Origin of the sequence: Methylosinus sp. Sm6 (assembly GCF_019802345.1) — a bacterium.
Classification (GTDB): domain Bacteria; phylum Pseudomonadota; class Alphaproteobacteria; order Rhizobiales; family Beijerinckiaceae; genus Methylosinus.
The window spans coordinates 1-20,018 of sequence record NZ_JAINDZ010000010.1 but is presented as its reverse complement, the minus strand read 5'-3'; the positions used below and the strand labels follow the sequence as shown (position 1 = coordinate 20,018).

The following is a 20,018-nucleotide window of genomic DNA, read 5'->3' as shown; positions in this document are numbered from 1 at the left end:
GAGGGGGCTGCCGACGTTTCGCGAACCATTGATGAAGCGCCGAATCTGCTCCCTCTCCCGCGGAGCGGGGGAGGGCTGGGGAGGGGGCGTCGAGCAGCCTTTGTTTCCATCGACGCAAGCCCTCTCGCTCCCGCCGGGAGCCGGAAGCCGTGCAGGGGCCGCGCCGGGATTTTGCTCGACGGCCCGCGAGGGTCTAAATTGGATGAGAGAACCGCATCGCGCCCTCAGGAGCCGGCAGAATGTCCAGCGCATCCCTCGCCCTCGCCGAACGTTCGGCGCCGCGCTACACGAGCTATCCGACCGCCCCGCATTTCTCGGCCGAGGTCGGGGCGGAGACGGCCGCGCGCTGGCTCGCCGAGCTCTCGCCGGGCGCCAATCTCTCGCTCTATCTGCATGTGCCCTTCTGCCCGGCGATCTGCACCTATTGCGGCTGCCACACCAAGGCGCTGCGCCAGGACGCGCCGCTCACCTCCTACAAGGAGACGCTGCTGCGCGAGATCGAGCTCCTCGCCGCCTCGACGCCGGCGCGCAATGTGCGCTCGATCCATTGGGGCGGCGGCACGCCCAGCATGCTCGGGCCCTCGCGCTTCCGCGAGGTGGCGCGCGTCCTCTCCGAGCATTTCCGGATGGACGCGGCGATCGAGCATGCGATCGAGCTCGATCCACGGCTCGTCGACGCGGCCCTCGCCGACGCCCTGGTCGAGTCGGGCGTCAACCGGGTCTCGCTGGGCGTGCAGGATTTCAATCCGCATGTGCAGAAGGCCGCCGGCCGCGAGCAGCCCTATGAAGTCGTCGAGCGCTGCGTCGCGCTGCTGCGCGCGGCCGGGCTCCAGGCGATCAATTTCGATCTGATGTATGGCCTGCCCGAGCAGAGCGTCGAGGATGTGATCCGCACGGCGAAGCTCGCCGCCGGGCTTTCGCCGAACCGTTTCGCGGTGTTCGGCTACGCTCATGTGCCCTGGTTCGCCGTGCATCAGCGCTTGATCGATCAGGCCGCGCTCGCCGGCGCCAATGAGCGCCTCGCCCAGGCCGAAGCGGTGCGCGAGACGCTCGAGGCGGCGGGCTATGAGGCGATCGGCCTCGACCATTTCGCCCGGCCCGACGACGCGATGGCCGTGGCGGCGCGCGGCGGAACGCTCCATCGCAATTTCCAGGGCTACACCACCGACGACGCCGACGCGCTGCTCGGGCTCGGCGTCTCCTCGATCGGCAAGCTGCCGCAGGGCTATGTCGGCAATATCGGCGACACCGGCAATTGGCGGCGCGCCGTCGAGGCGGAGCGTCTGCCCGTCTCACGCGGCCTCGCCTTCTCGGGCGAGGATCGCGCGCGGGGCGCCGTCATCGAGCGGCTGATGTGCGATTTCTCGGTGGATTTCGGCCGGGTCGCCGCGGCCCACGGCTTCGCCGAGGACGCTTTCGACGCCGCCGTCCCGCGTCTCGAGACCTTGCTGCACGATGGTCTGGCGGAACTGAGCGGCCGCCGGCTCGCGATCACGCGCCGCGGCCGGCCCTTCGCGCGGCTCGCGGCCTCCGCCTTCGACGCTTATCTCGAGGCCAAGGCGGCGCGGCACTCGGTGGCAGTATAAATCATTCTGGATATTACGAATTTTCCTGAATTGTGCGTTGTGGCGCACTGCTGCGCCGCACAGGACAAATATTGCTGAATGGTTTCGCGTCCAAGTTGTCCCCACCTTATTTCGAAACCCGGGCAAATTTGGTTGACAAACTGGCGACGGATTCGAATTGTGTGATTAAGCATACGTAGCAAGACTTAGACGATGCGCGCCGGGAGCCACTGGCCTATCCTGATCTGCTGCCGCGTTTTCAGGCAAGAGACTGCGCTTAAATTATTGGGGGAACGTATCGATGCTCGCATCGCCGCTAGTGCTCGTCGGAGCCGATAAGGGCGGAGTCGGCAAGACCACGGTGACGCGGCTTCTGATCGATTTCTTGCAGGCGTCCGACTTCGACGTGCGCGTTTTCGACGCGCAGGCGCCGAGCGGAACCTTGCGGCGTTTTTATCCGAATATCGCGAAACTCATGGACATGAGGGACATTCGCGATCAGGCCCGGCTCGTCGAGAGCCTCGCCTCCCACCAGGCGGTGACGGTGGTCGACCTCAAGTCCGGGCAGCTCCTCCACACGCTGCGCTTCATGGAGGATGTCGGCCTGCTCGACGCCTCCGCCCGTAGCGACGCGCGCATCCTCGTCTTGCATCTCATCGGAGCGTCGGTGGCCTCGCTCGCCGAACTCGAAGCCGTCGCGCCGTATAAGAACAAGTGCGAATATCGGATCGTCAAGAATTTCGTCAACGGATCGAGCTTCTTCGACGACAACGCCGACTTCTCCGAAGCTTATCTGCGTCGCAGCGACGCGTGGAAGGAGATCGTCGTTCCTCGTCTCGATCGGCTCGCCTATGAGGCGGTGGAGCTGACGGGCCTGCCGTTTTCGTCCTTCGTTTTCGACGAGCCGGCGCGGGGCCCTGAAACGCGCCCGCGTTCTTTCGTTCTGCGCGGTTATGTGCGGACCTGGCTCGAGCGATCCTGGACCAATTTCGAGACTGCGGGCTTACGCAGCTTCCTGGCTCCGCTCGGACAAAAACAACAACTCGTGGCGTCCGGCTGACGGCGCCGACAAGAGGAGAGCATTGCGATGAAGGATTTCCGACCGGAAGAAAAGAACGTCGTCTACATTGGCGAAGGCGTGTCGGTCACTGGCGCGGTGAAGGCGCAGGACACGGTGGTCATCGACGGAATGGTCGACGGCGAAATTACGTGCAGTCAGCTGATCGTCGGCGCGTCGGGCGTCGTCAATGGCGTGATCTCCGTTTCCGACGCCGACATCTATGGCCGGATCGGGACCGACATCTCGATCAAGCAGCTGCTCGTCGTCCGTTCGACTGGACGGGTCGAGGGCAAGTGGATTTATGGGGAGATCGAGGTGGAGAAGGGCGGTGTGCTGTTCGGCACGGCCGAGTCCACCGAAATTCGCTCCGAGCGCAAGCCCACAAAGGACGAGAAGCCTTCATCCATCAAGACGTTCGACAAGCCGGCCCTCGTCGCTTCGAACGACGAGGGCGCGGCGAGCAACACTCCGGTCGCCGGCATCTCCTCGCGCGCAATGCGCGAGCGCCGAAAGCTGTGAAGGTCAAGGAAGCGCCACGCGCATCAGCTTGCCGTTGCGGTTGCGCGGCAGCGCCTCGACGAAGACGATGACGCGCGGTCGCTTATAGGCCGCGAGATGTGCGGAGCAATGAGCGAGGATCGCCTCCTCGCTCACCGCCTCGCCGTCGCGCGCCACCACATAGGCCTTGATGATCGTCTGATCGTCGCGGCCCGGCCGTTCGGCCACGGCGGCGTCGGCGACCTGCGGATGGGCGAGCAGACATTTTTCCACCTCGGCAGGCGAGACGCGATAGCCCAGCGCGTTCATCACCTCGTCGGCGCGGCCGTGGTGCCAGACATAGCCGTCGGCGTCGATCTCGACGAGATCTCCGGACACGAACCAGTCGCCGCGGAACGCTTCCGCCTCCTCCTCGGGCCGGTTCCAGTAACGCAGCATCAGCCCGGGCTCGCCGCGACGCACGGCCAGCACGCCGGTCTCGCCGGCGCCGAGCGGCTCCGTCCCGCCCTCGCGCGGCAGGACCGCCACCGTCCGGCCCGGCTGCGCGCGGCCGGGCGAGCCCGGACGCACGGGCGCGGTCGGCCCGCTCGAGATGAAGGTCGAGATCTCGCTCATGCCGAAGGCTTCGAAGAGCTCGGTTCCGACGCGCGCGCGCCAGTCCTCGAGCAAGCTCGGCGAGAGCGCCGCGCCGGCCGTGAGCCCATGCCGCAGGCTGGAGAGATCATGCGTCCCGAGCGCCGCATATTTGAGAATTTGTCGATAGACGCCCGGCACGGCGGCGAAGATCGTCGCGCGATGGCGCTCGATGAGGCGCGGCCAGACGGCAGGGTCGGGCCGGCCATTGTAGAGCACGGCCGTGGCGCCATTGGCCAGCGGATCGACGACGCCGACGCCGAGCGTATAGGTCCAGTTCATCGCGCCGGCATGCAGCATCACATCGGCGGGGCGAAGGCCCTGCCAATGGGCGTACATCGGCCGGCGGCCCCAGGCGGCGCGATGGGCGTGCAGCACGCCCTTCGGCCGGCTCGTCGTGCCGGACGTGTAGACGAGATAGGCCGGATCGTCCGCGGCCGTGTCGGCATAGTCGATCGGATCATGCGCCAGCAGGCGCGCGAGATCGTCGCCGCGCAGCGCGGCGAGGTCGCCGACATGCGCTTCGGCCTCGAAGTCGCGGCCGAGAACGAGCGCGTCCGCGCCGCAATCGGCGAGGAGGAAGCCGGCTTCCTCCTGGGTCAGCTGCGCCGAGGCGAGCAGCGCCACATAGCCGGCGGCGATCGCCGCGAAATAGGAGAGGACGGCGCCCGCCTCATTGCCCATGCGGATCATCACCCGCGCGCCGGGCGGAAGGCCGAGCGCGTGAAAGCCGGCCGCGAGCGCGCGGACGTCGCGGTCGAGCGCGCCATAGGTCCAGCTGCGCTCATTCTCGTCGCCGACGATGGTGACGGCGACCTTGTCTGGATGGGCGCGCGCCTGCTCGGCGAGGCAATAGCGGGCGAGGTTGAGACGGGCGGGGACGGGCTCGGTCATGTTCCGGCGGCGATAGCATAAATTCGCCCGCGCGTCGCTTCGCTCGCGATGCGACGCTCCGTCAGGGCAGAGCTTCGCCGAGCATGAGCAGATACTCCGTCAAGGTCGCGTCGAGACGCTCGGCATGAGCGTCTGATATGGGACGAGATCGCCGGCCAGAGACGCTCGTTCCAGACTGTCGAGATAGGCCTTGCGGTCCTCGGGGCGCACGGCGACCGGCGGATAGCCGCCCCGGATCAGCAGCAGATTCATCAACCGGCGCGCCGTGCGGCCATTGCCGTCGCTGAACGGATGGATGGCCGTCAGGCGGTAATGGGCCGCGAAGGCCGAAGCCGGCTCGGGCGTCGCGGCCTGCAGCCATTGGCCGGGCGCCTCCATCAGCAGCGCTTCGCTCAGCTCGCGAGGCTCTGCGCCAGCTCGTCGGTATGCGCCTGCGTGCGGCGGGCCATCTGGTCGATTTCGCGGGCCAGCGTCACGATCGCCTCGGCGCCGACGCCGGTCTGCGACATGGCGGTGGCCACATGGCCCACATGCTGCGACATGGTCGCGGCGCTGTCGGCGGCCGAGCGGACGCTGCGGGCGATCACCTTGGTGGCCGCGTCCTGCTCATGGACGGCGGAGGTGATGATCGCCGAAATATGCTCCACCTCGGCGATCTTGGCCTTGATCTTGTCGATCGAAGCCACCGACTGGTTGGTCGCCGCCTGGATCTCGGATATCTGGTCGGATATCTCCTGGGTCGCCTTGCCGGTCTGGGTGGCGAGGCTCTTGACCTCCTGCGCGACCACCGCGAAGCCGCGGCCGGCTTCGCCCGCGCGCGCCGCCTCGATGGTGGCGTTGAGCGCGAGCAGATTGGTCTGGGCGGCGATGCGCGAGATGAGATTGACCACATCGCCGACGCGATTGGCGGCGGCGGAGAGGCGGAGCATCTCGGAGCTCGAGCCATTGGTTTCCTGCACCGCCTGCCGCACCACCGAGGTCGATTCGACCGCCTGGCGGCTGATCTCGCCGATCGCCTCCAGCAGCTGCTCGGAGGCGGTGGCGACGGAAGAGACGTCGGCCGCCGCCTGCAGCGAGGCGGTGCGGGCGAAATCCGTATCCTCGCGGGCGCGGCGTTCCTGCACGATCATATCCTCCGAGGCGGCGGCCATTTTCTTGGTCATCTCGCCGAGCTTGGCGGTCGTCGTCGACAATTCGTGCGAATAATGCTCGACTTGGTCGCGAATCGCAGCCTCCCGCCGCAGCCGGTCCTCGCGGTCGTCGCGGGCCTTGATCTCGGCGGCCATCTCATTGTTGGCGCGCACCGCGTCGCGCAGAACGATCAGCGCCTTGGCGATCGCTCCGATCTCGTCGGCGCGATCGGCCCCCCGCACGTCGATGGTCGTGTCGCCGCCGGCGAGGTCGGCCATCTGCCGGGCGATCGTCTTGATCGGCGCCGATACGGTGCGATGTATGGTCGGGATCGACACGCCGACCACCAGAAGGGCGGAGGCCACAGTGCCGATCGCGAGCTCGATCGAGAGCGAATCGGCCGCCCGGCTCGCGGCCGCGGCGAGCTCGCCCATCCGAGCGGCGTTGGCCGGATCGGCGGCGGCGTCGGTCAGATCACGCACATGGGCGACCGACACGAAGCAGGTGACGCCCATGAGCACCAGCAGGGCGAGAAAGAGGAACTGCCGAAAAACGAGCCCGGCGCCGATCGAGGAATACCGCATTGGGGACACGTATCCTGTTCGTTCCCGCGTTCCGATTCGAGAGCACGCTAGGCCGATCTTCCTTCAAGCCGAGTTAACGCCGCCGCGCCGGAGCGGACTTTTACCCCATTCGAGGGAGATACGACGGCGAGATCCGAAAATCGAAGCGCCTGAAAGGGCTCCTCGCCGAAGAACGCGGCCGAGGCGACGCTTTCGCCGCGCGCCGAAACACGTTAACTGCTGTTCTTCCCGTCGGCCGGCTTCGCGCCGCCGAGGACGAGGCGTGAGACATGATCGATGTAGCAGTCCAGATGGACCCCCTGGAGAGCATCAACTTTGCCGGCGACTCGACTTTCGCGCTCATGCTCGAGGCGCAAAGGCGGGGCTTCGCGCTGTGGCATTACACGCCCGACGCCTTGTCGCTCGAGGGAGGCAGGCTGACGGCGCCGGCCCGCGCGCTCTCGGTCTTCGACGAGCCCGCACATTATTTCGAGTTCGGCGAGAGGCGCGTGCTGGATCTGGCCGGCGTCGATGTGGTGCTGCTGCGCCAGGACCCGCCCTTCGACCTCGCCTATATCACCTCGACTCACCTGCTCGAGCAAATCCAGTCGCGGGTCCTCGTCGTCAATGATCCGGCCGCCGTGCGCAACGCGCCGGAGAAGCTGTTCGTCATGGAGTTCGCCGATCTGATGCCGCCGACGCTGATCTCGCGCGACCGGGCGGCGATCGAGGCGTTCCGCGCCGAGCAGGGCGAGATCGTCATGAAGCCGCTCTACGGCCATGGCGGCGCCAGCGTGTTCAAGGTGGCGGCGCGCGACCCCAATTTCGGCTCGCTGTTCGATCTTTTTCACACGATGTTCCGTGAGCCCTGGGTGTCGCAGCGCTTTCTGCCGGCGGTCTCCGAGGGCGACAAGCGCATCCTGCTCGTCGATGGCGAGCCCTTGGGCGCGATCAACCGCATTCCCGCCGAGAACGACATCCGCTCCAACATGGTGCGCGGCGGCGCGGCCGCATCGACCGCGCTGACCGACCGCGAGCGCGAGATTTGCGCGCGGCTCGGCCCGGAACTGAGGAGGCGCGGCCTGCTGTTCGTCGGCATCGACGTCATCGACGGCCATCTCACCGAGATCAATGTCACCTCGCCGACCGGCCTGCGCGCGCTCGCGCGGCTCGGCGGCCCCGATCTCGCCGGCCCGATCTTCGACGTGATCGAGGCCAAGCTCGCCTTTCTGCGCAAGACGGGCTGATATGCACGCGACGCGAGCGCTGGAGGAGCAGCGCCACCCAACTCCGGCGCCGTCGCATCCGCGGCCCCCCGCCGCCGGGCTGCGCGCCGCGCTCGGCGACGCGATCGCCGCGGCCTGCGCCGAATCGAAGCCCGGCGAGCCGCCGCGCGCGGTCGTCGTCGAGCTGCTGCGCGCCGCGCTCGCGGACGGTCATGCGAAGGCGCGCGGCTATCTCGACGCCGGCGGCAAGGGCATGGCCTGCGCGCGCTATCTCTCCGATCTCGAGGATGAGATCATCGGCGCGATCTATGATTATGTCGTGCGCTTCGTCTATGTGGCCGATAATCCGACCTTCGCCGAGCGGCTCACCATCGTCGCGGTCGGCGGCTATGGACGCGGCACGCTCGCGCCCGGCTCCGACATCGATCTCCTGTTCCTGCTGCCCTATAAGCAGACGCCCTGGGGCGAGAGCGTCGTCGAGGCGATCCTCTATATCCTATGGGATCTCCGCCAGAAGGTCGGCCATTCGAGCCGCTCGGTCGCCGAATGCCTGCGCCAAGCGCGCGCCGACGTGACCATTCGCACCACCATTTTGGAAGCGCGCTTCATTCTCGGCAGCGTCGAGCTCTATCGCGAGCTCACGACGAGCTTCGAGCGCGAGATCATGCGCGGCGACACGCGCGCCTTCGTCGCCGCCAAGCTGGCCGAGCGCGACCAGCGCGTCTCGCGCGCCGGCTCCTCGCGCTATCTCGTCGAGCCCAATGTCAAGGAGGGCAAGGGCGGGCTGCGCGATCTGCACACTTTGTTCTGGATCGCCAAATATGTCTATCGCGTGCGCGAGCCCGAGGAGCTCGTCGCCGCCGGCCTCTTCACCAGCGCGGAGCTCGCTCTGTTCCAGCGCTGCGAGGAGTTTTTGTGGCGCGTGCGCTGCATGCTGCATTTCCTCACCAAGCGCGCCGAGGAGCGCCTCTCCTTCGACATGCAGCCGACGCTGGCGGCGCGGTTCGGCTATCACGATCGCGCCGGCCTCTCGCGCACCGAGCGCTTCATGAAACATTATTTCCTCGTCGCCAAGGACGTCGGCGATCTGACCGCCATCGTCTGCGCGGCGCTGGAGGAGCGCGAGGCCAAGCCCCGCGCCATGCTCGACCGCGTGCTCGGGCGCTTGAAGCGTCGCGCGCAAAAACTTCCGTCGGGCGATTTTCTCGTCGATCACGACCGCGTCCGCGTCGTCGACGAACGCATGTTCGAGCGTGATCCGGTCAATATATTGCGGCTGTTCTGGATCGCCGACCGCCACGCGCTCGCGATCCATCCGGACGCCGCGCGCGCGGTGACGCGCGCCTTGCGGCTCGTCGACGCCGGGCTGCGCGCCGACAAGGAGGCGAACCGCCTGTTCCTCGACATTCTCACCTCGCATCAGATGACCGAGACGGTGCTGAGGCGGATGAACGAGACCGGCGTGCTCGGGCGCTTCATTCCGGAGTTCGGCCGCATCGTCGCGATGATGCAGTTCAACATGTATCATCACTACACGGTCGACGAGCATCTCCTGCGCGCGGTCGGCGCGCTCTCGGCGCTCGAGGCCGGACGCGGCCCCGCCCAGTCGGCGCTCGCCGCCGACATTCTGCCGACCATCGCCAATCGCAAGGCGCTCTATCTCGGCCTGCTGCTGCACGACATCGCCAAGGGCCGCAAGGAGGATCATTCCCACGCGGGCGCGCGCGTCGCGCATTCGCTGTGTCCGCGCCTCGGCTTCACCCCGGCGGAGACCGACACGGTCGCCTGGCTCGTGCAGCATCATCTGCTGATGTCGAGCATCGCGCAGAGCCGCGATCTCTCCGACCGCCGCACGATCGAGAATTTCGCCGGCGTGGTGCAGACGATGGAGCGGCTCAAAATGCTGCTCGTCCTCACCATCTGCGATATTCACGCGGTCGGCCCCGGCGTGCTCGACGCTTGGAAGGCGCAGCTGCTCAATGTGCTCTATTGGGAGACCGAGGTGGTGCTCGGCGGCGGCCATTCCGCGGCGGACCGCAAGAGCCGCGTCGCCCAGGCCAAGGAGGAGCTGCGCGCTGCGCTCGCCGACTGGAGCGAGGAGGATTTCGCGACCTATTCGCAGCGGCATTATTCGGCCTATTGGCTGAAGGCCGATCTGCCGCGCAAGGTCCGCCATGCGCGCCTGCTGCGCGAGCTGAATCACGCCAGGGCGCCGCTCGCCACCACTGTCGATCTCGACACCAAGAGCGGCGCGGTGGAGCTGACCGTCGTCGCGCAGGATCATCGTCGCCTCTTGTCGATCATCGCCGGCGCCTGCGCCGCGAGCGCCGCCAATATCGTCGACGCGCATATCTTCACCACGGCCGACGGGCTGGCGCTCGACACCATCTTTTTTTCGCGCGCCTTTCCGCTCGACGAGGATGAGCTGAGGCGCGCGCGCCGCGTCGCCGATTACATCGAGAAGGCGCTGCGCGGCGAGATCGCCATCTCGGAGGCGGTGGCCGCGCGCAGCGCCAAGGATCGCTCCTTCGCCTTCGACATCGCGCCCGACGTCGTCATCGACAACAGCTTCTCCAATATGGCGACGGTCATCGAAGTGTCGGGCCTCGATCGGGTCGGCCTGCTGTTCGATCTGACCAACGCCATCTCCAACCTCAATCTCAACATCGGCTCGGCCCATATCGTCACCTTCGGCGAAAGGGCGGTCGATTCCTTTTATGTCACCGATCTGACGGGCGGAAAGATCGTGTCCGCCTCGCGTCAGGCGACGATCAAGCGGCAATTGCACGAGGTGTTCGTCCCGGCGCGGGAGAAGCGCGCGCGCTCTCGCGAGGCCGGGCCGGCGCCGACTTGATTTTGCCGGGCCGCGCCCTGATATCGGGGACGTTTCATCGCCAATGGAAGAGATCATGAGCGACGATAAGAAGACCGAGACCACGCCGCCAGACCAGATTCCGCCGCAGGCGGACGAGGCCGAGGCGCCGGCGGAGACGGCGGCCGAAGCCGGGTCCGAGCTGGAGGCGCTCCGAGCGGAGGCGGCCAGTCTCAAGGACAAGCTGCTGCGCACCCTCGCCGACATGGAGAACATGCGGCGGCGCACGGAGAAGGAGGTCGCCGACGCCAAGGTCTATGGCGTCGCCAATTTCGCGCGCGAGATGCTGACCTTCGCCGATAATCTGCGCCGCGCCGTCGAAAGCGTGCCGCCGGCGGCGCGCGAGGCGCTGGACCAGAGCGTCGTCACGCTGATCGAGGGCGTGGAGCTCACCGAGCGCGATTTCCTGTCCCGTCTCGGCCGCTTCGGCGTCAAGCGCATCGAGGCGCAAGGCCAGCGCTTCGATCCCAATCAGCATGAAGCTCTGTTCGAGATCCCCGACGAGAGCGTGCCCAATGGCACGGTCGCCCAGGTCGTGGAACCCGGCTATCTGATCGGCGAGCGCGTGCTGCGCCCGGCCAAGGTCGGCGTCGCGCGCGGCGGTCCGAAGGGGTGATCGCGCGTTTGAACCCGTTTTCGCTCCCTCACCCTGAGGAGCCCGCGTAAGCGGGCGTCTCGAAGGGTGCGCCGCCGCGCGAGCTGGGAGCGTCCTTCGAGGCTTTTTGCGTTCCGTAAAAAAAGCTTCAGGATGACGGGGTCGGAATTTGGATGCCGTTATCGTCGGCGCTTCACAGCCAGCCATTGCGGCGGAACCGCCAATAGAGAAATGAGCAGATCGCCGCGATCGCGCCGAGCACGAAAAAATAGCCGAAGCGCCATTTCAGCTCCGGCATATGCTCGAAATTCATCCCGTAAATGCCGGCGATCGCCGTCGGCACGGCGAGAATCGCCGCCCAGGCGGCGAGGCGGCGGGCGACTTCGGTCTGCTGCATCTGGCCGTTCATCAGGCTGGCCTCGAAGGCGAAGGCCAGCACCTCGCGCAAGGTCTCGATCGATTCGCGCGCGCGGCGGATATGGTCGGTGACGTCGCGGAAATGCGGCTGCATGGCCGGATCGATCGCCATCACCTGTGTATGCTCGAGACGCTGGCAGACGTCGACCAGCGGCGAGACGGCGTTGCCGAGCCGCAGCAGGTCGCGGCGCAGCGTATAGAGGCGGTCGATCTGCGCGCGGCCCGGCGCGCGCGCCAGAATATCGTCCTCGATCGCCTCGACCTCCGAATTGATCGTCGCGAGCACCGGGAAGTAATCGTCGACGATGAAATCGAGAATGGCGTAGACGATATAATCCTCGCCTTCGGAGAGGCCGTGCGGCGCGGCCTCGCAGCGCTCGCGCACTTGCGCGTAGGAGCGTGAGGCGCCGTGGCGGATCGACAGCACATAGCCCTTGCCGACGAAGAGATGCGTCTCGCCGAAGCCGATGCGGCCGTTCTCCATCTGCGCCGTGCGCGCGACGATGAACAGGCCTTCGCCATATTGCTCGAGCTTGGGATATTGATGCGCCTTGCCGGCGTCCTCGATGGCGAGCGGATGCAGGTCGAACTGCCGCTGCAGCCGCGCGAGCAGCTCGAGCGAAGGCTCGTGCAGCCCGATCCACACGACATGTCCGGGCCGCGCCGCGAAGGCGCCGGCGGCGTCGATCTCGATGTCCTGCAATCGCCTGCCGCCTGCATAGACGGCGGCGGCCACCACGCCGGGCTCGCGCCCGGCCCTCTGCGACGTGTCGTTCATGTTCTCGTTCCGGCGTGAGCGCGGGCTGCGCTGACGAGCAGACGAAAAGCCGAACAAGTGAACGAAAAGATAAGGCGGCGCCGCGGCGCTTTCCCGTCTCCACGCGCGGGCTGCGCGGCGATGGAGGGTGACAGCCGCGCCGAGGCTGGATAGGCTGAGCGCAGACGAATGTCGACGCAGCTTCGCCGAAGCCACGAATATTGAAGTTCTATGAGCCGCCGATGCGGGGCGGAATTCATTAGGAGGCCAGAAAAATCATGACGACAGACTTGCAAGGCCTGACGCGGGAGCGTGTCGGCGTCTCGCGCAAGTTCGGCTTGATCGCCGCGCCTTTGGCGGCGATCGCCTATCCCTGGACGCTTCGGGCGTTCAATGTCGCCGCTGTCGAGAGTCTCGAGCCGTCGCGACCAGCGCATTTGGCTCTCTGGCTCGGCGCTGCGCTCTTCCTGGCTCTGGCCTTCGCCATCCCATTGGTCGGCCTGCTCGCGTCATTGCGCTTGGCGCGCATCGCGGGGCCGACGGCGGCGGAAAGGCGCGCCGAGCTCGTCGCCTTGATCGTCGTCGCCGCGCCGGCGATCTATACTTTCCTCGGCGTCGTCGACTATATGACGAACAGCCCGCTTCCCGACGAATGGGCCTTTGCTCTGCTTTGGGCCGTTCTCATCATCGCCGTGGCCGTGAGCCCTGACAGGCCATGTCCGATCGCCTCCGCCGCCGTGGCGCCGGCGGCGCTGCGCGTCGCTCACGGCGTCGCCGCGATCGCCATCCTCGCCGTGTTCCTGGGCTTTCATCTCGTCAATCATCTTGCCGGCCTGATCGGGCCGGACGCGCATCGCAGCCTGATGAAGAGCGTTCACGCCATCTATGGATCCGCCGTCGTCGAGCCGCTGCTCGTCGCCGTGCTGCTGTTTCAAGTCGCGAGCGGGTCGTTTCTCGCCTCGCGTCATTTGCGGGCGAGCGCCGATCCGTTCCGGTTTTTCCAGATCGCTTCGGGCGTCTATCTCGCCGTCTTCATCCTCGGCCACATGAATTCCGTGTTCGTCTACGCGCGCAGCTGGTCCAATCCGCCGATCGTCACCGATTGGTCGTTCGCGACCAGCGAGGCGTGGGGCGGCCTGATCAGGAGCGGCTGGAGCAACCGCCTCATTCCCCATTATGCGTTCGGAGTCTTCTTTGTAGTGGCGCATATGGGCGCCGGCCTGAGGATGGCGATGATCGGCCATGGTCTGCCGGAGCGATGGGCGAATAGAGCGATGATCGGCGTCGCGACGGCGGCGTTTCTCCTCGCGCTCGCCATCATGCTCGGAATGTGCGGCGTGCGCCTCGACATCGGCTGAACGTCGCGGCGGCTTCGCCCGCCTTCGCCTTGCGGCAATGTTCGCCGGCGAAGACGGGCGCACCGGCGTCCTCGGCCGGTCGCGCTTCACATCAATGCGCGGAAATCCTCGACCGTCAGCGGCGCGACCACGTTCAGATCGTCGTCGAGAATCTCGTAGAGCGTCTCCCTGCCTCCATAAATGGTGAAGTGCACGATCACATCCTCGTCGCCGCCGCCTTCGCGATGCGGGTCGGGCGAGGGCGGGCTCACCTTGAGGCTGCCGACCGGGCGGATCTCCTTGATCTCGCCGTTCGGGTGATAAAGCCTGTGCTCGCCCTGGATCACGAAGGTCTTGTTCACCGTCTTGTGACGGTGCAGCAGGATCTTCTCGCGAGCGGCGAATTTATAGAGCACGTGAATGACGCCGATCTCGTCGTCGATGTCGAGCACCGAGAGCCAGAGATGATCGGCGCCGGCGAGACGCTTCCATTCGATGTTGCGGTCGTCGAAGGCGAAGTCGGGCATTGTCCTCTCCTTCCCGTTGCGGAGCCCGAGGAGAGTGTGTCGAGACGGGAAGCGGCCGTCCTGCGACGAGCGCCCGGGCGCGGCCGTGGAATTTGCCTAACGACGCGGCAGGACGGCCGTGGCCGCGGTCCCCTTACGAAAGTTTCATGCGGCCGCCACTGCAGCGTAAGCCGGCCGGCCCCATCTTCGTCTCCAACGGCGGACGATCCGCCCCGCGCCCGTGACGGGCGCGCACGATCGATGGAGACGGTTTGATGACCTTGCCGGTGCTTTTTCGTCGAGCTCTCGCCATGGGCCGGACCGCGCGTTGGCGCCGGCCCGAGCATCGCCCCTTCCGCATGGCGCTTCTTTCCGGCGCCGCCGCTCTCGCGCTCGGCGTCACGCTGGCGACGCCGCTCGCGGGCTTCGCCATGGCCGAGGCGCCGCCGGTTCCGAGCCAGAACGCTCCGGCCGCCGTCGGGCCGCAATCCTTCGCCGATGTGGTCGAGCGCGTGAAGCCGGCCGTGGTCGCGATCAAGACCAAAGCGCTGGAAGTCGGCGGTCCGGAGGAGGGCTTTCCGGGAATGCCGCCCGAGCTGTCGCCGGACGATCCGCTCTACCGCTTCTTTCGTCATTTCGGCCCGCCCGCGGGCGGCCGCCGGCAAAAGCACGTCACCCAGGCGCAGGGCTCGGGCTTCGTCATCACCGCGGACGGCTATGTAGTGACCAATAATCACGTCGTCGAGCATGCGACCCAGGTGGAGGTGACCTTCGACGACGGCCGCACGCTGCCGGCGAAGATCATCGGGACCGACAAGCGCACCGATCTCGCTCTGCTGAAGATCAATGACGGCAATAATCTGCCGCATGTCGACTGGTCGAGCACGAGCCCCCGGGTCGGCGATTGGGTGATCGCGGTCGGCAATCCCTTCGGCCTCGGCGGCACGGTCACGGCCGGCATTGTCTCGGCGCGCGGACGCGACATCGGCGCCGGGCCCTATGACGATTTTCTGCAGATCGACGCGCCGGTGAACCGCGGCAATTCCGGCGGGCCTTCCTTCGACGAGCGCGGGCAGGTGGTCGGCGTCAACACGGCGATCTATTCGCCCTCCGGCGGCTCGGTCGGCATCGGCTTCGCCATTCCGACCGAGGTCGCCAAGGACGTGATCGCCGCGCTCAAGGAGAAGGGCTCGGTGGCGCGCGGCTGGATCGGCGTGCAGATTCAGCCGGTGACGCAGGAGATCGCCGAAGGTCTCGGGCTCAAGTCGACCAAGGGCGCGCTGGTCGCGCAGCCGCAGCGCGGCGGGCCGGCGGAGGCGGCGGGGCTGAAGTCCGGGGATGTGATCACCGCGGTGGACGGGCAGAAGATCGACAATCCGCGCGAGCTCGCGCGCCGCATCGCGGCGCTCGGCCCCGGCAAGACCGCCGAGATCTCCTATCTGCGCAACGGCTCCGAGAAAGCCACCAAGTTGAAGCTCGGCAAGCTGCCCTCGGAAAAGGAGGCGGCCGCCGAGCCCGAGGATGACGGCGTGGAGCAAGGCTCCGCTCTCGCCGCCTATGGCCTCGAAGTGGCGCCGGCCTCCGAGCTGCGCGGCCGCGGCGGCGGCGACGGACTGATCGTCGTCGGCGTCGACCCGAGCGGTCCGGCCGCGCAGAAGGGACTGCAACAGGGCGATGTGATCCTCGAGGCCAATGGCCAGGCGTTGAAGCGGCCGGGCGATCTCGCCGATGCGATCGACGCTGTGAAGAAGGAGGGCCGCAAATCCGTGCTGCTGCGGGTGAAGTCGGCGGGCGGCACGCGCTTCGTCGCGCTCTCCGTCAATCCGGCTTCCTGACGACTTCTTGCGCGGGTCCGTCTGAAGCCCCCACCCCCCCCGCGCGAAGCGGACCCGCGCAATGAAGGGCGCCGGGAGACATGTCCGTCTCCTCTCCCGGCGTTTCCCGGCAGACCGGCGCGCCCCCGCCGGTCTGCCGTTTTTGCCAAAGGCGCGCTATATGAGACAAATGCGCATATTGGTCGTCGAGGACGATTCGGAAGCCGGCGCCTATCTGGTCAAGGCGTTCCGGGAGCAGGGCCATGTCGCCGACCATGAGGTCGACGGCCTCGCCGGCTATGCCGCCGCCTCGGAAGGGCATTACGACGTGCTCATCGTCGACCGCATGCTGCCGCGGCTCGACGGTCTCTCGCTCATCTCGGGACTGCGCGAGCAGAAGATCGAGACGCCGGCGCTGATCCTCTCGGCGCTCGGCCAGGTGGACGACCGCGTGAAGGGCTTGCGCGCCGGCGGCGACGATTATGTGGCCAAGCCCTACGCCTTCTCCGAATTGCTCGCCCGCGTCGAGGCGCTGGCGCGACGGCGCGGCGGGGCCAAGCAGGAGGAGACCGCCTATCGGGTCGGCGACCTCGAACTCGATCGCCTCGCCCACAAGGTCACCTCGGCGGGACAGGAGATCGTGCTGCAGCCGCGCGAGTTCCGCCTGCTCGAATATCTGATGAAGCATGCGGGCCAGGTGGTGACGCGCACGATGCTGCTCGAAAATGTCTGGGATTATCATTTCGACCCGCAGACCAATGTGATCGACGTCCACATCTCGAGGCTGCGCGCCAAGATCGACAAGGGCCGCGAGACGCCGCTCCTGCACACGATTCGCGGCGCCGGATATATGATCCGTGAAGGCGCTCGTTAGACTCTTCCGCACGACGGCGTTCCGGCTGTCGCTCGCCTATCTCGTGCTGTTCGCCTTCGGCGCGGCCGTCGTGCTGACGCGCGTGAAGATCCATGTCGAGGATTTGTTCGACGAACAGACCGCGCAGACGATCGACGCCGATATCCGCGGCCTCGCCGAGCAATATTCCGAAGGCGGCATCCGCCAATTGGTCGAGGTGGTGGAGAGGCGCGTGCGCGCGCCCGGCGCCTCTCTCTATCTGGTGACGACCTTCGCCGGCGAGCACGTCGTCGGCAATATCGCCGCCATGCCGTCCGATCTGCCCGAACGTTCGGAACTCGTCGAATCGGTTTATCAGCGTCGCGGCGAGACGGCGCCGCGCCATCGCGCCTTGATGCGCCTGTTCGTGCTGCCGGACGGCTTCCGCCTGCTGGTCGGATATGATCTGCACGACCGCAAGATGCTGCACGTCATTCTCGGCAAGGCGCTCGTCACCTCCTTGTTCTGGCTCGTCGCCATCGGCACGCTCGGCGGCATCGTCGTCGCGCGGCGCATATTGGCGCGGCTCGACAAGCTCTCGGCCTCCGCGCAGCGCATCATGGGCGGCGATCTCAAGCAGCGCCTGCCGCTGATGGGCGCCGACGACGAGCTCGACCGTCTCGCCGGCAATCTCAATGCGATGCTGGAGCGCATCGACGAATTGATGACCGGCTTGCGCGAGGTTTCCGACAATATCGCGCATGACCTGAAAACTCCGCTCACACGGCTGCGCAACCGCGCCGACGAGGCGATGCGCGCCGATCTGACGAAGGAGCAATATCGCGAGGCGCTCGCCGGCCTCATCGACGAGTCGGACGGCCTCATCCGCATCTTCGACGCCCTGCTGATGATCGCGCGCGCCGAGGCCGGCTATTGCAGCGACTTCCTCAACGAATTCGATGCGAGCCGGGTCACCGCCGACATTGTCGAGATGTACGAGCCGGTCGCCGAGGAGCGCGGCGCGCATCTCCTGCTCGAAGCGGAGGAGGGGTTGACTCTGCTCGGCAATCGCGAGCTGCTCGGCCAGGCGCTGGTCAATCTCGTCGATAATGCGCTGAAATATGGCGCGCCCGCGCCGGGTTCGGCCCTTTGCGTGCAGGCGCGGCGCGCGGGCGAGCGGATCGAGATCGCGGTGGCCGATCGCGGTCCCGGAATTGCGGAGAAGGATCGCGATCGAGTGATCGGCCGTTTTGTTCGGCTCGAGAATTCGCGCTCCCGGCCCGGCTCCGGATTGGGCCTGTCATTGGCGGCGGCGGTCGCGCGCTTGCATGGGGGCGCGCTGCGCATCGAGGACAACCGGCCGGGGTTGCGCGTCACGCTCTCTCTACCGGCGCGCGCGGCGCCGCTCCGGCAGCCCGGCCCGGGCGCGGCTTCCGTTCCCTCCGTCGCTCTCGGCGCGGGCGCCGGCCTCGCAGCGCGCGAAGGCGTGAAGTAAACGTCTCATCGGCTCCGGAGCAAAGCCGGCGCGCAAAATGGCGCGCAAAGCGCCCGCATGCGGCAGGCCGCGCGTATGCAGCTCGTCGATCCGCTCAAAATCGGCTTGGCAGACATTGCTCTGCGCGCCCTTGAACAGCAGCAGGCTCGTCGTCGTGACGATGATGTCTCCCGGCCGCAGAGTCGGATCGTCGAGATGCGGCGCCTCCGCCGGAACCGCGTTGCGACGCGCGGCGAGCGCGTCGCGAAAGGAGGCGGCGGCCTGTGCGGCGAAAGCGTCGTAACGTTCGCGCGCGGCGACGACGCGCCGCAACCATTCGTCGTGCTCGTCCTGCTGCGCGAAGGCGTCGTTCGTCGCGGCGGCGACGAGCGCAGCGAGCGTCGACACAATCACACAGCGAATAATCATCGAACACATCATGGGTGATTCGTGTATCGCTTTCGAGCTACGTGTATTCCCCAGTTTGTCAATCACCGTCGCCCCCAGAATAATGCCTATAGCGCGGGTTTCGCCGCAAGCGCTGCGACGCGACGAGCGGTCCGACAGCGGCGATGCGCAGATGTTCTTCGGGGCAGTCGGACAATTGAGGCTCTTTGCGATGATCATTTCGACACGAGGCGATGCGCGCGCAATTTTTGGCGACGCGTGCGCGGTTATCGGCGACGTGCGCGCAAGCTTTGCGGCCATGACGCCGCCGGATGCGCGCGCGCCGCGAACAACGGCTCGACTCGCCACGCCTCGTCGGCGCAGCGGCGAGATCGTCGCCGGCGCGCTCCGCGCCTCGTCATTCTGCTGAAGAGACAACGGCTCCATGGCTCACATTCCGCAGCAGGCGAACGCGCTCGCCGACGTATCCGCTCGACCGACTTTCGCTCCCGCGCCCGGAACGACGAGCGACCATGCCGTCGTCCATGTCATCGACGACGACGACGCCGTGCGGGATTCGCTGGCGCTGCTGCTTTCGACCGAAGGGCTGCGCGTCGAGGCGCATGAGAGCGCCAGCGCCTTTCTCGCGCATGTTCAGCCGGGCGCGCCGGGTTGCGTCGTCACCGACGCGCGCATGCCGGAGATGACCGGCATCGAGCTGCTCGAGGAAATGAAGAGCCGGCAATTGGTGTTGCCGGTGGTCGTCATCACCGCTTACGCCGATGTCGATCTGGCGGTGCAGGCGATGAAGCAGGGCGCGTTCGATTTTCTCGAGAAGCCCTTCGACAATGAGGCGTTGATCGCCTGCGTGCGGCTCGCTCTCGCCTTCGAGCGGGAGGAGCAGTTCCGCGCCGCCGAGACGCAGACCATACAGGCGCGGATGCAGACGCTGACCGCGCGCGAGAGCGAAGTGCTGGCGCGCCTGCTCGACGGCCTGCCGAACAAGACCATCGGCCGCGAACTCGGCATCAGCGTCCGCACGGTCGAGGTCCATCGCGCCAATGTGATGTTGAAAATGAACGCCGGCAGCCTCTCCGAGCTGGTGCGGATGTCGCTCGCCGCCTCGGCGGCGAGCGTCGATCATCCCCGCGGCAAGGGCTGATCGGGCCGCCGCCCGAAACAATCGAGCTTCGCCTGTAGCACGTGGGTCATATTTGGGGCATAACCCGCCGACGCGGCGACGCGTCGGCGGGCCCTTACGGGCGCTCCCCGATCTCGCCGTTTTGGCCGCTGGCCCTTTGGGGGCCTCGGCCGGCAAGGTCGAGGTAGAGGTGAACTCACAGCGCTTTCTAACGTTTACGGCCTTATCTTCATTTCTGCTCCTGTGCGGCTGCTCGATGCTTCCGGGCAGCGGTCCGTCGGGCGAATCGATGGTCGAGGCGGGGACGATGGCCGAG

General features: G+C 66.8%; 18 protein-coding genes. 12 read left to right on the top strand and 6 right to left on the bottom strand.

What is annotated here, in order from left to right:
- Window positions 1-239 precede the first annotated feature (239 nt).
- The 3 genes from hemN to K3F48_RS08715 all read left to right on the top strand — a co-directional run bounded on the left by hemN (window position 240) and on the right by K3F48_RS08715 (window position 3,144).
- Window positions 240-1,586 carry an oxygen-independent coproporphyrinogen III oxidase gene (gene hemN / locus K3F48_RS08725; protein WP_222575043.1) on the top strand — a complete coding sequence of 449 codons (1,347 nt, stop codon included), beginning with the start codon at window positions 240-242 and terminating at the stop codon, window positions 1,584-1,586.
- Between the two features lie 280 nt (window positions 1,587-1,866).
- A complete protein-coding gene (locus K3F48_RS08720) occupies window positions 1,867-2,625 on the top strand; it encodes an ATP-binding protein (RefSeq protein ID WP_222575042.1) in 759 nt (252 codons plus the stop codon).
- Window positions 2,626-2,652: 27 nt separating this feature from the next.
- Window positions 2,653-3,144, top strand: a complete 492-nt coding sequence (locus K3F48_RS08715; protein WP_222575041.1) for a polymer-forming cytoskeletal protein — start codon at window positions 2,653-2,655, stop codon at window positions 3,142-3,144.
- 3 nt (window positions 3,145-3,147) lie between these two features.
- Here K3F48_RS08715 and K3F48_RS08710 read toward each other — a convergent pair whose 3' ends face one another.
- The 3 genes from K3F48_RS08710 to K3F48_RS08700 form a co-directional block, all read right to left on the bottom strand.
- Window positions 3,148-4,650, bottom strand: a complete 1,503-nt coding sequence (locus K3F48_RS08710; RefSeq protein WP_222575040.1) for an acyl-CoA synthetase — start codon at window positions 4,648-4,650, stop codon at window positions 3,148-3,150.
- 99 nt (window positions 4,651-4,749) lie between these two features.
- Entirely contained in the window at window positions 4,750-5,046 is a 297-nt protein-coding gene (locus K3F48_RS24720) for a Fic family protein (RefSeq protein ID WP_370631387.1), read from the bottom strand.
- Entirely contained in the window at window positions 5,043-6,365 is a 1,323-nt protein-coding gene (locus tag K3F48_RS08700; protein ID WP_222575039.1) for a methyl-accepting chemotaxis protein, read from the bottom strand. Before K3F48_RS08700 ends, K3F48_RS24720 begins: the two co-directional genes overlap by 4 nt.
- Before the next feature lie 269 nt (window positions 6,366-6,634).
- Between K3F48_RS08700 and gshB the strand changes: the two genes are divergently transcribed.
- The 3 genes from gshB to grpE are packed head-to-tail and all read left to right on the top strand — an operon-like array spanning window position 6,635 to window position 11,058.
- Window positions 6,635-7,591, top strand: a complete 957-nt coding sequence (gene gshB, locus K3F48_RS08695; protein WP_222575038.1) for a glutathione synthase — start codon at window positions 6,635-6,637, stop codon at window positions 7,589-7,591.
- Window position 7,592: 1 nt separating this feature from the next.
- Complete coding sequence (locus K3F48_RS08690; RefSeq protein ID WP_222575037.1) at window positions 7,593-10,424, top strand: [protein-PII] uridylyltransferase; 2,832 nt, start codon at window positions 7,593-7,595, stop codon at window positions 10,422-10,424.
- A 55-nt stretch (window positions 10,425-10,479) separates the two neighbouring features.
- Complete coding sequence (grpE, locus tag K3F48_RS08685; RefSeq protein WP_222575036.1) at window positions 10,480-11,058, top strand: nucleotide exchange factor GrpE; 579 nt, start codon at window positions 10,480-10,482, stop codon at window positions 11,056-11,058.
- Window positions 11,059-11,230: 172 nt separating this feature from the next.
- On the opposite strand, the gene corA is transcribed toward grpE, so the two are convergent.
- A complete protein-coding gene (gene corA, locus K3F48_RS08680; protein ID WP_222575035.1) occupies window positions 11,231-12,232 on the bottom strand; it encodes a magnesium/cobalt transporter CorA in 1,002 nt (333 codons plus the stop codon).
- Window positions 12,233-12,489: 257 nt separating this feature from the next.
- On the opposite strand from corA, the gene K3F48_RS08675 reads away from it, so the two are divergent.
- On the top strand, window positions 12,490-13,569 hold the full coding sequence (locus K3F48_RS08675) for a hypothetical protein (RefSeq protein ID WP_222575034.1): 1,080 nt from the start codon (window positions 12,490-12,492) through the stop codon (window positions 13,567-13,569).
- Window positions 13,570-13,655: 86 nt separating this feature from the next.
- Here K3F48_RS08675 and K3F48_RS08670 read toward each other — a convergent pair whose 3' ends face one another.
- Complete coding sequence (locus tag K3F48_RS08670) at window positions 13,656-14,075, bottom strand: regulator (protein ID WP_222575033.1); 420 nt, start codon at window positions 14,073-14,075, stop codon at window positions 13,656-13,658.
- A 290-nt stretch (window positions 14,076-14,365) separates the two neighbouring features.
- Here K3F48_RS08670 and K3F48_RS08665 point away from each other — a divergent pair, with 290 nt between their 5' ends.
- The 3 genes from K3F48_RS08665 (at window position 14,366) to K3F48_RS08655 (ending at window position 18,195) form a co-directional block, all read left to right on the top strand.
- Window positions 14,366-15,889: a Do family serine endopeptidase gene (locus K3F48_RS08665; protein ID WP_222575032.1), complete on the top strand. Its 1,524-nt coding sequence runs from the start codon at window positions 14,366-14,368 to the stop codon at window positions 15,887-15,889.
- 169 nt (window positions 15,890-16,058) lie between these two features.
- The gene (locus K3F48_RS08660; protein WP_222575142.1) at window positions 16,059-16,742 is read left to right on the top strand and encodes a response regulator transcription factor; all 684 of its coding nucleotides are present in this window, start codon (window positions 16,059-16,061) and stop codon (window positions 16,740-16,742) included.
- A complete protein-coding gene (locus K3F48_RS08655) occupies window positions 16,726-18,195 on the top strand; it encodes a HAMP domain-containing sensor histidine kinase (protein WP_222575031.1) in 1,470 nt (489 codons plus the stop codon). Before K3F48_RS08660 ends, K3F48_RS08655 begins: the two co-directional genes overlap by 17 nt.
- Here K3F48_RS08655 and K3F48_RS08650 read toward each other — a convergent pair.
- Window positions 18,085-18,603: a hypothetical protein gene (locus K3F48_RS08650; RefSeq protein WP_222575030.1), complete on the bottom strand. Its 519-nt coding sequence runs from the start codon at window positions 18,601-18,603 to the stop codon at window positions 18,085-18,087. The genes K3F48_RS08655 and K3F48_RS08650 overlap by 111 nt on opposite strands.
- 10 nt (window positions 18,604-18,613) lie before the next feature.
- On the opposite strand from K3F48_RS08650, the gene K3F48_RS08645 reads away from it, so the two are divergent.
- Both K3F48_RS08645 and fixJ read left to right on the top strand, forming a co-directional pair.
- Window positions 18,614-18,991 (top strand): hypothetical protein, encoded by a 378-nt coding sequence (locus K3F48_RS08645; RefSeq protein ID WP_222575029.1) that lies wholly within the window; start codon window positions 18,614-18,616, stop codon window positions 18,989-18,991.
- Window positions 18,992-19,006: 15 nt separating this feature from the next.
- Window positions 19,007-19,723, top strand: a complete 717-nt coding sequence (gene fixJ / locus K3F48_RS08640) for a response regulator FixJ (RefSeq protein ID WP_222575028.1) — start codon at window positions 19,007-19,009, stop codon at window positions 19,721-19,723.
- Window positions 19,724-20,018 lie beyond the last annotated feature (295 nt).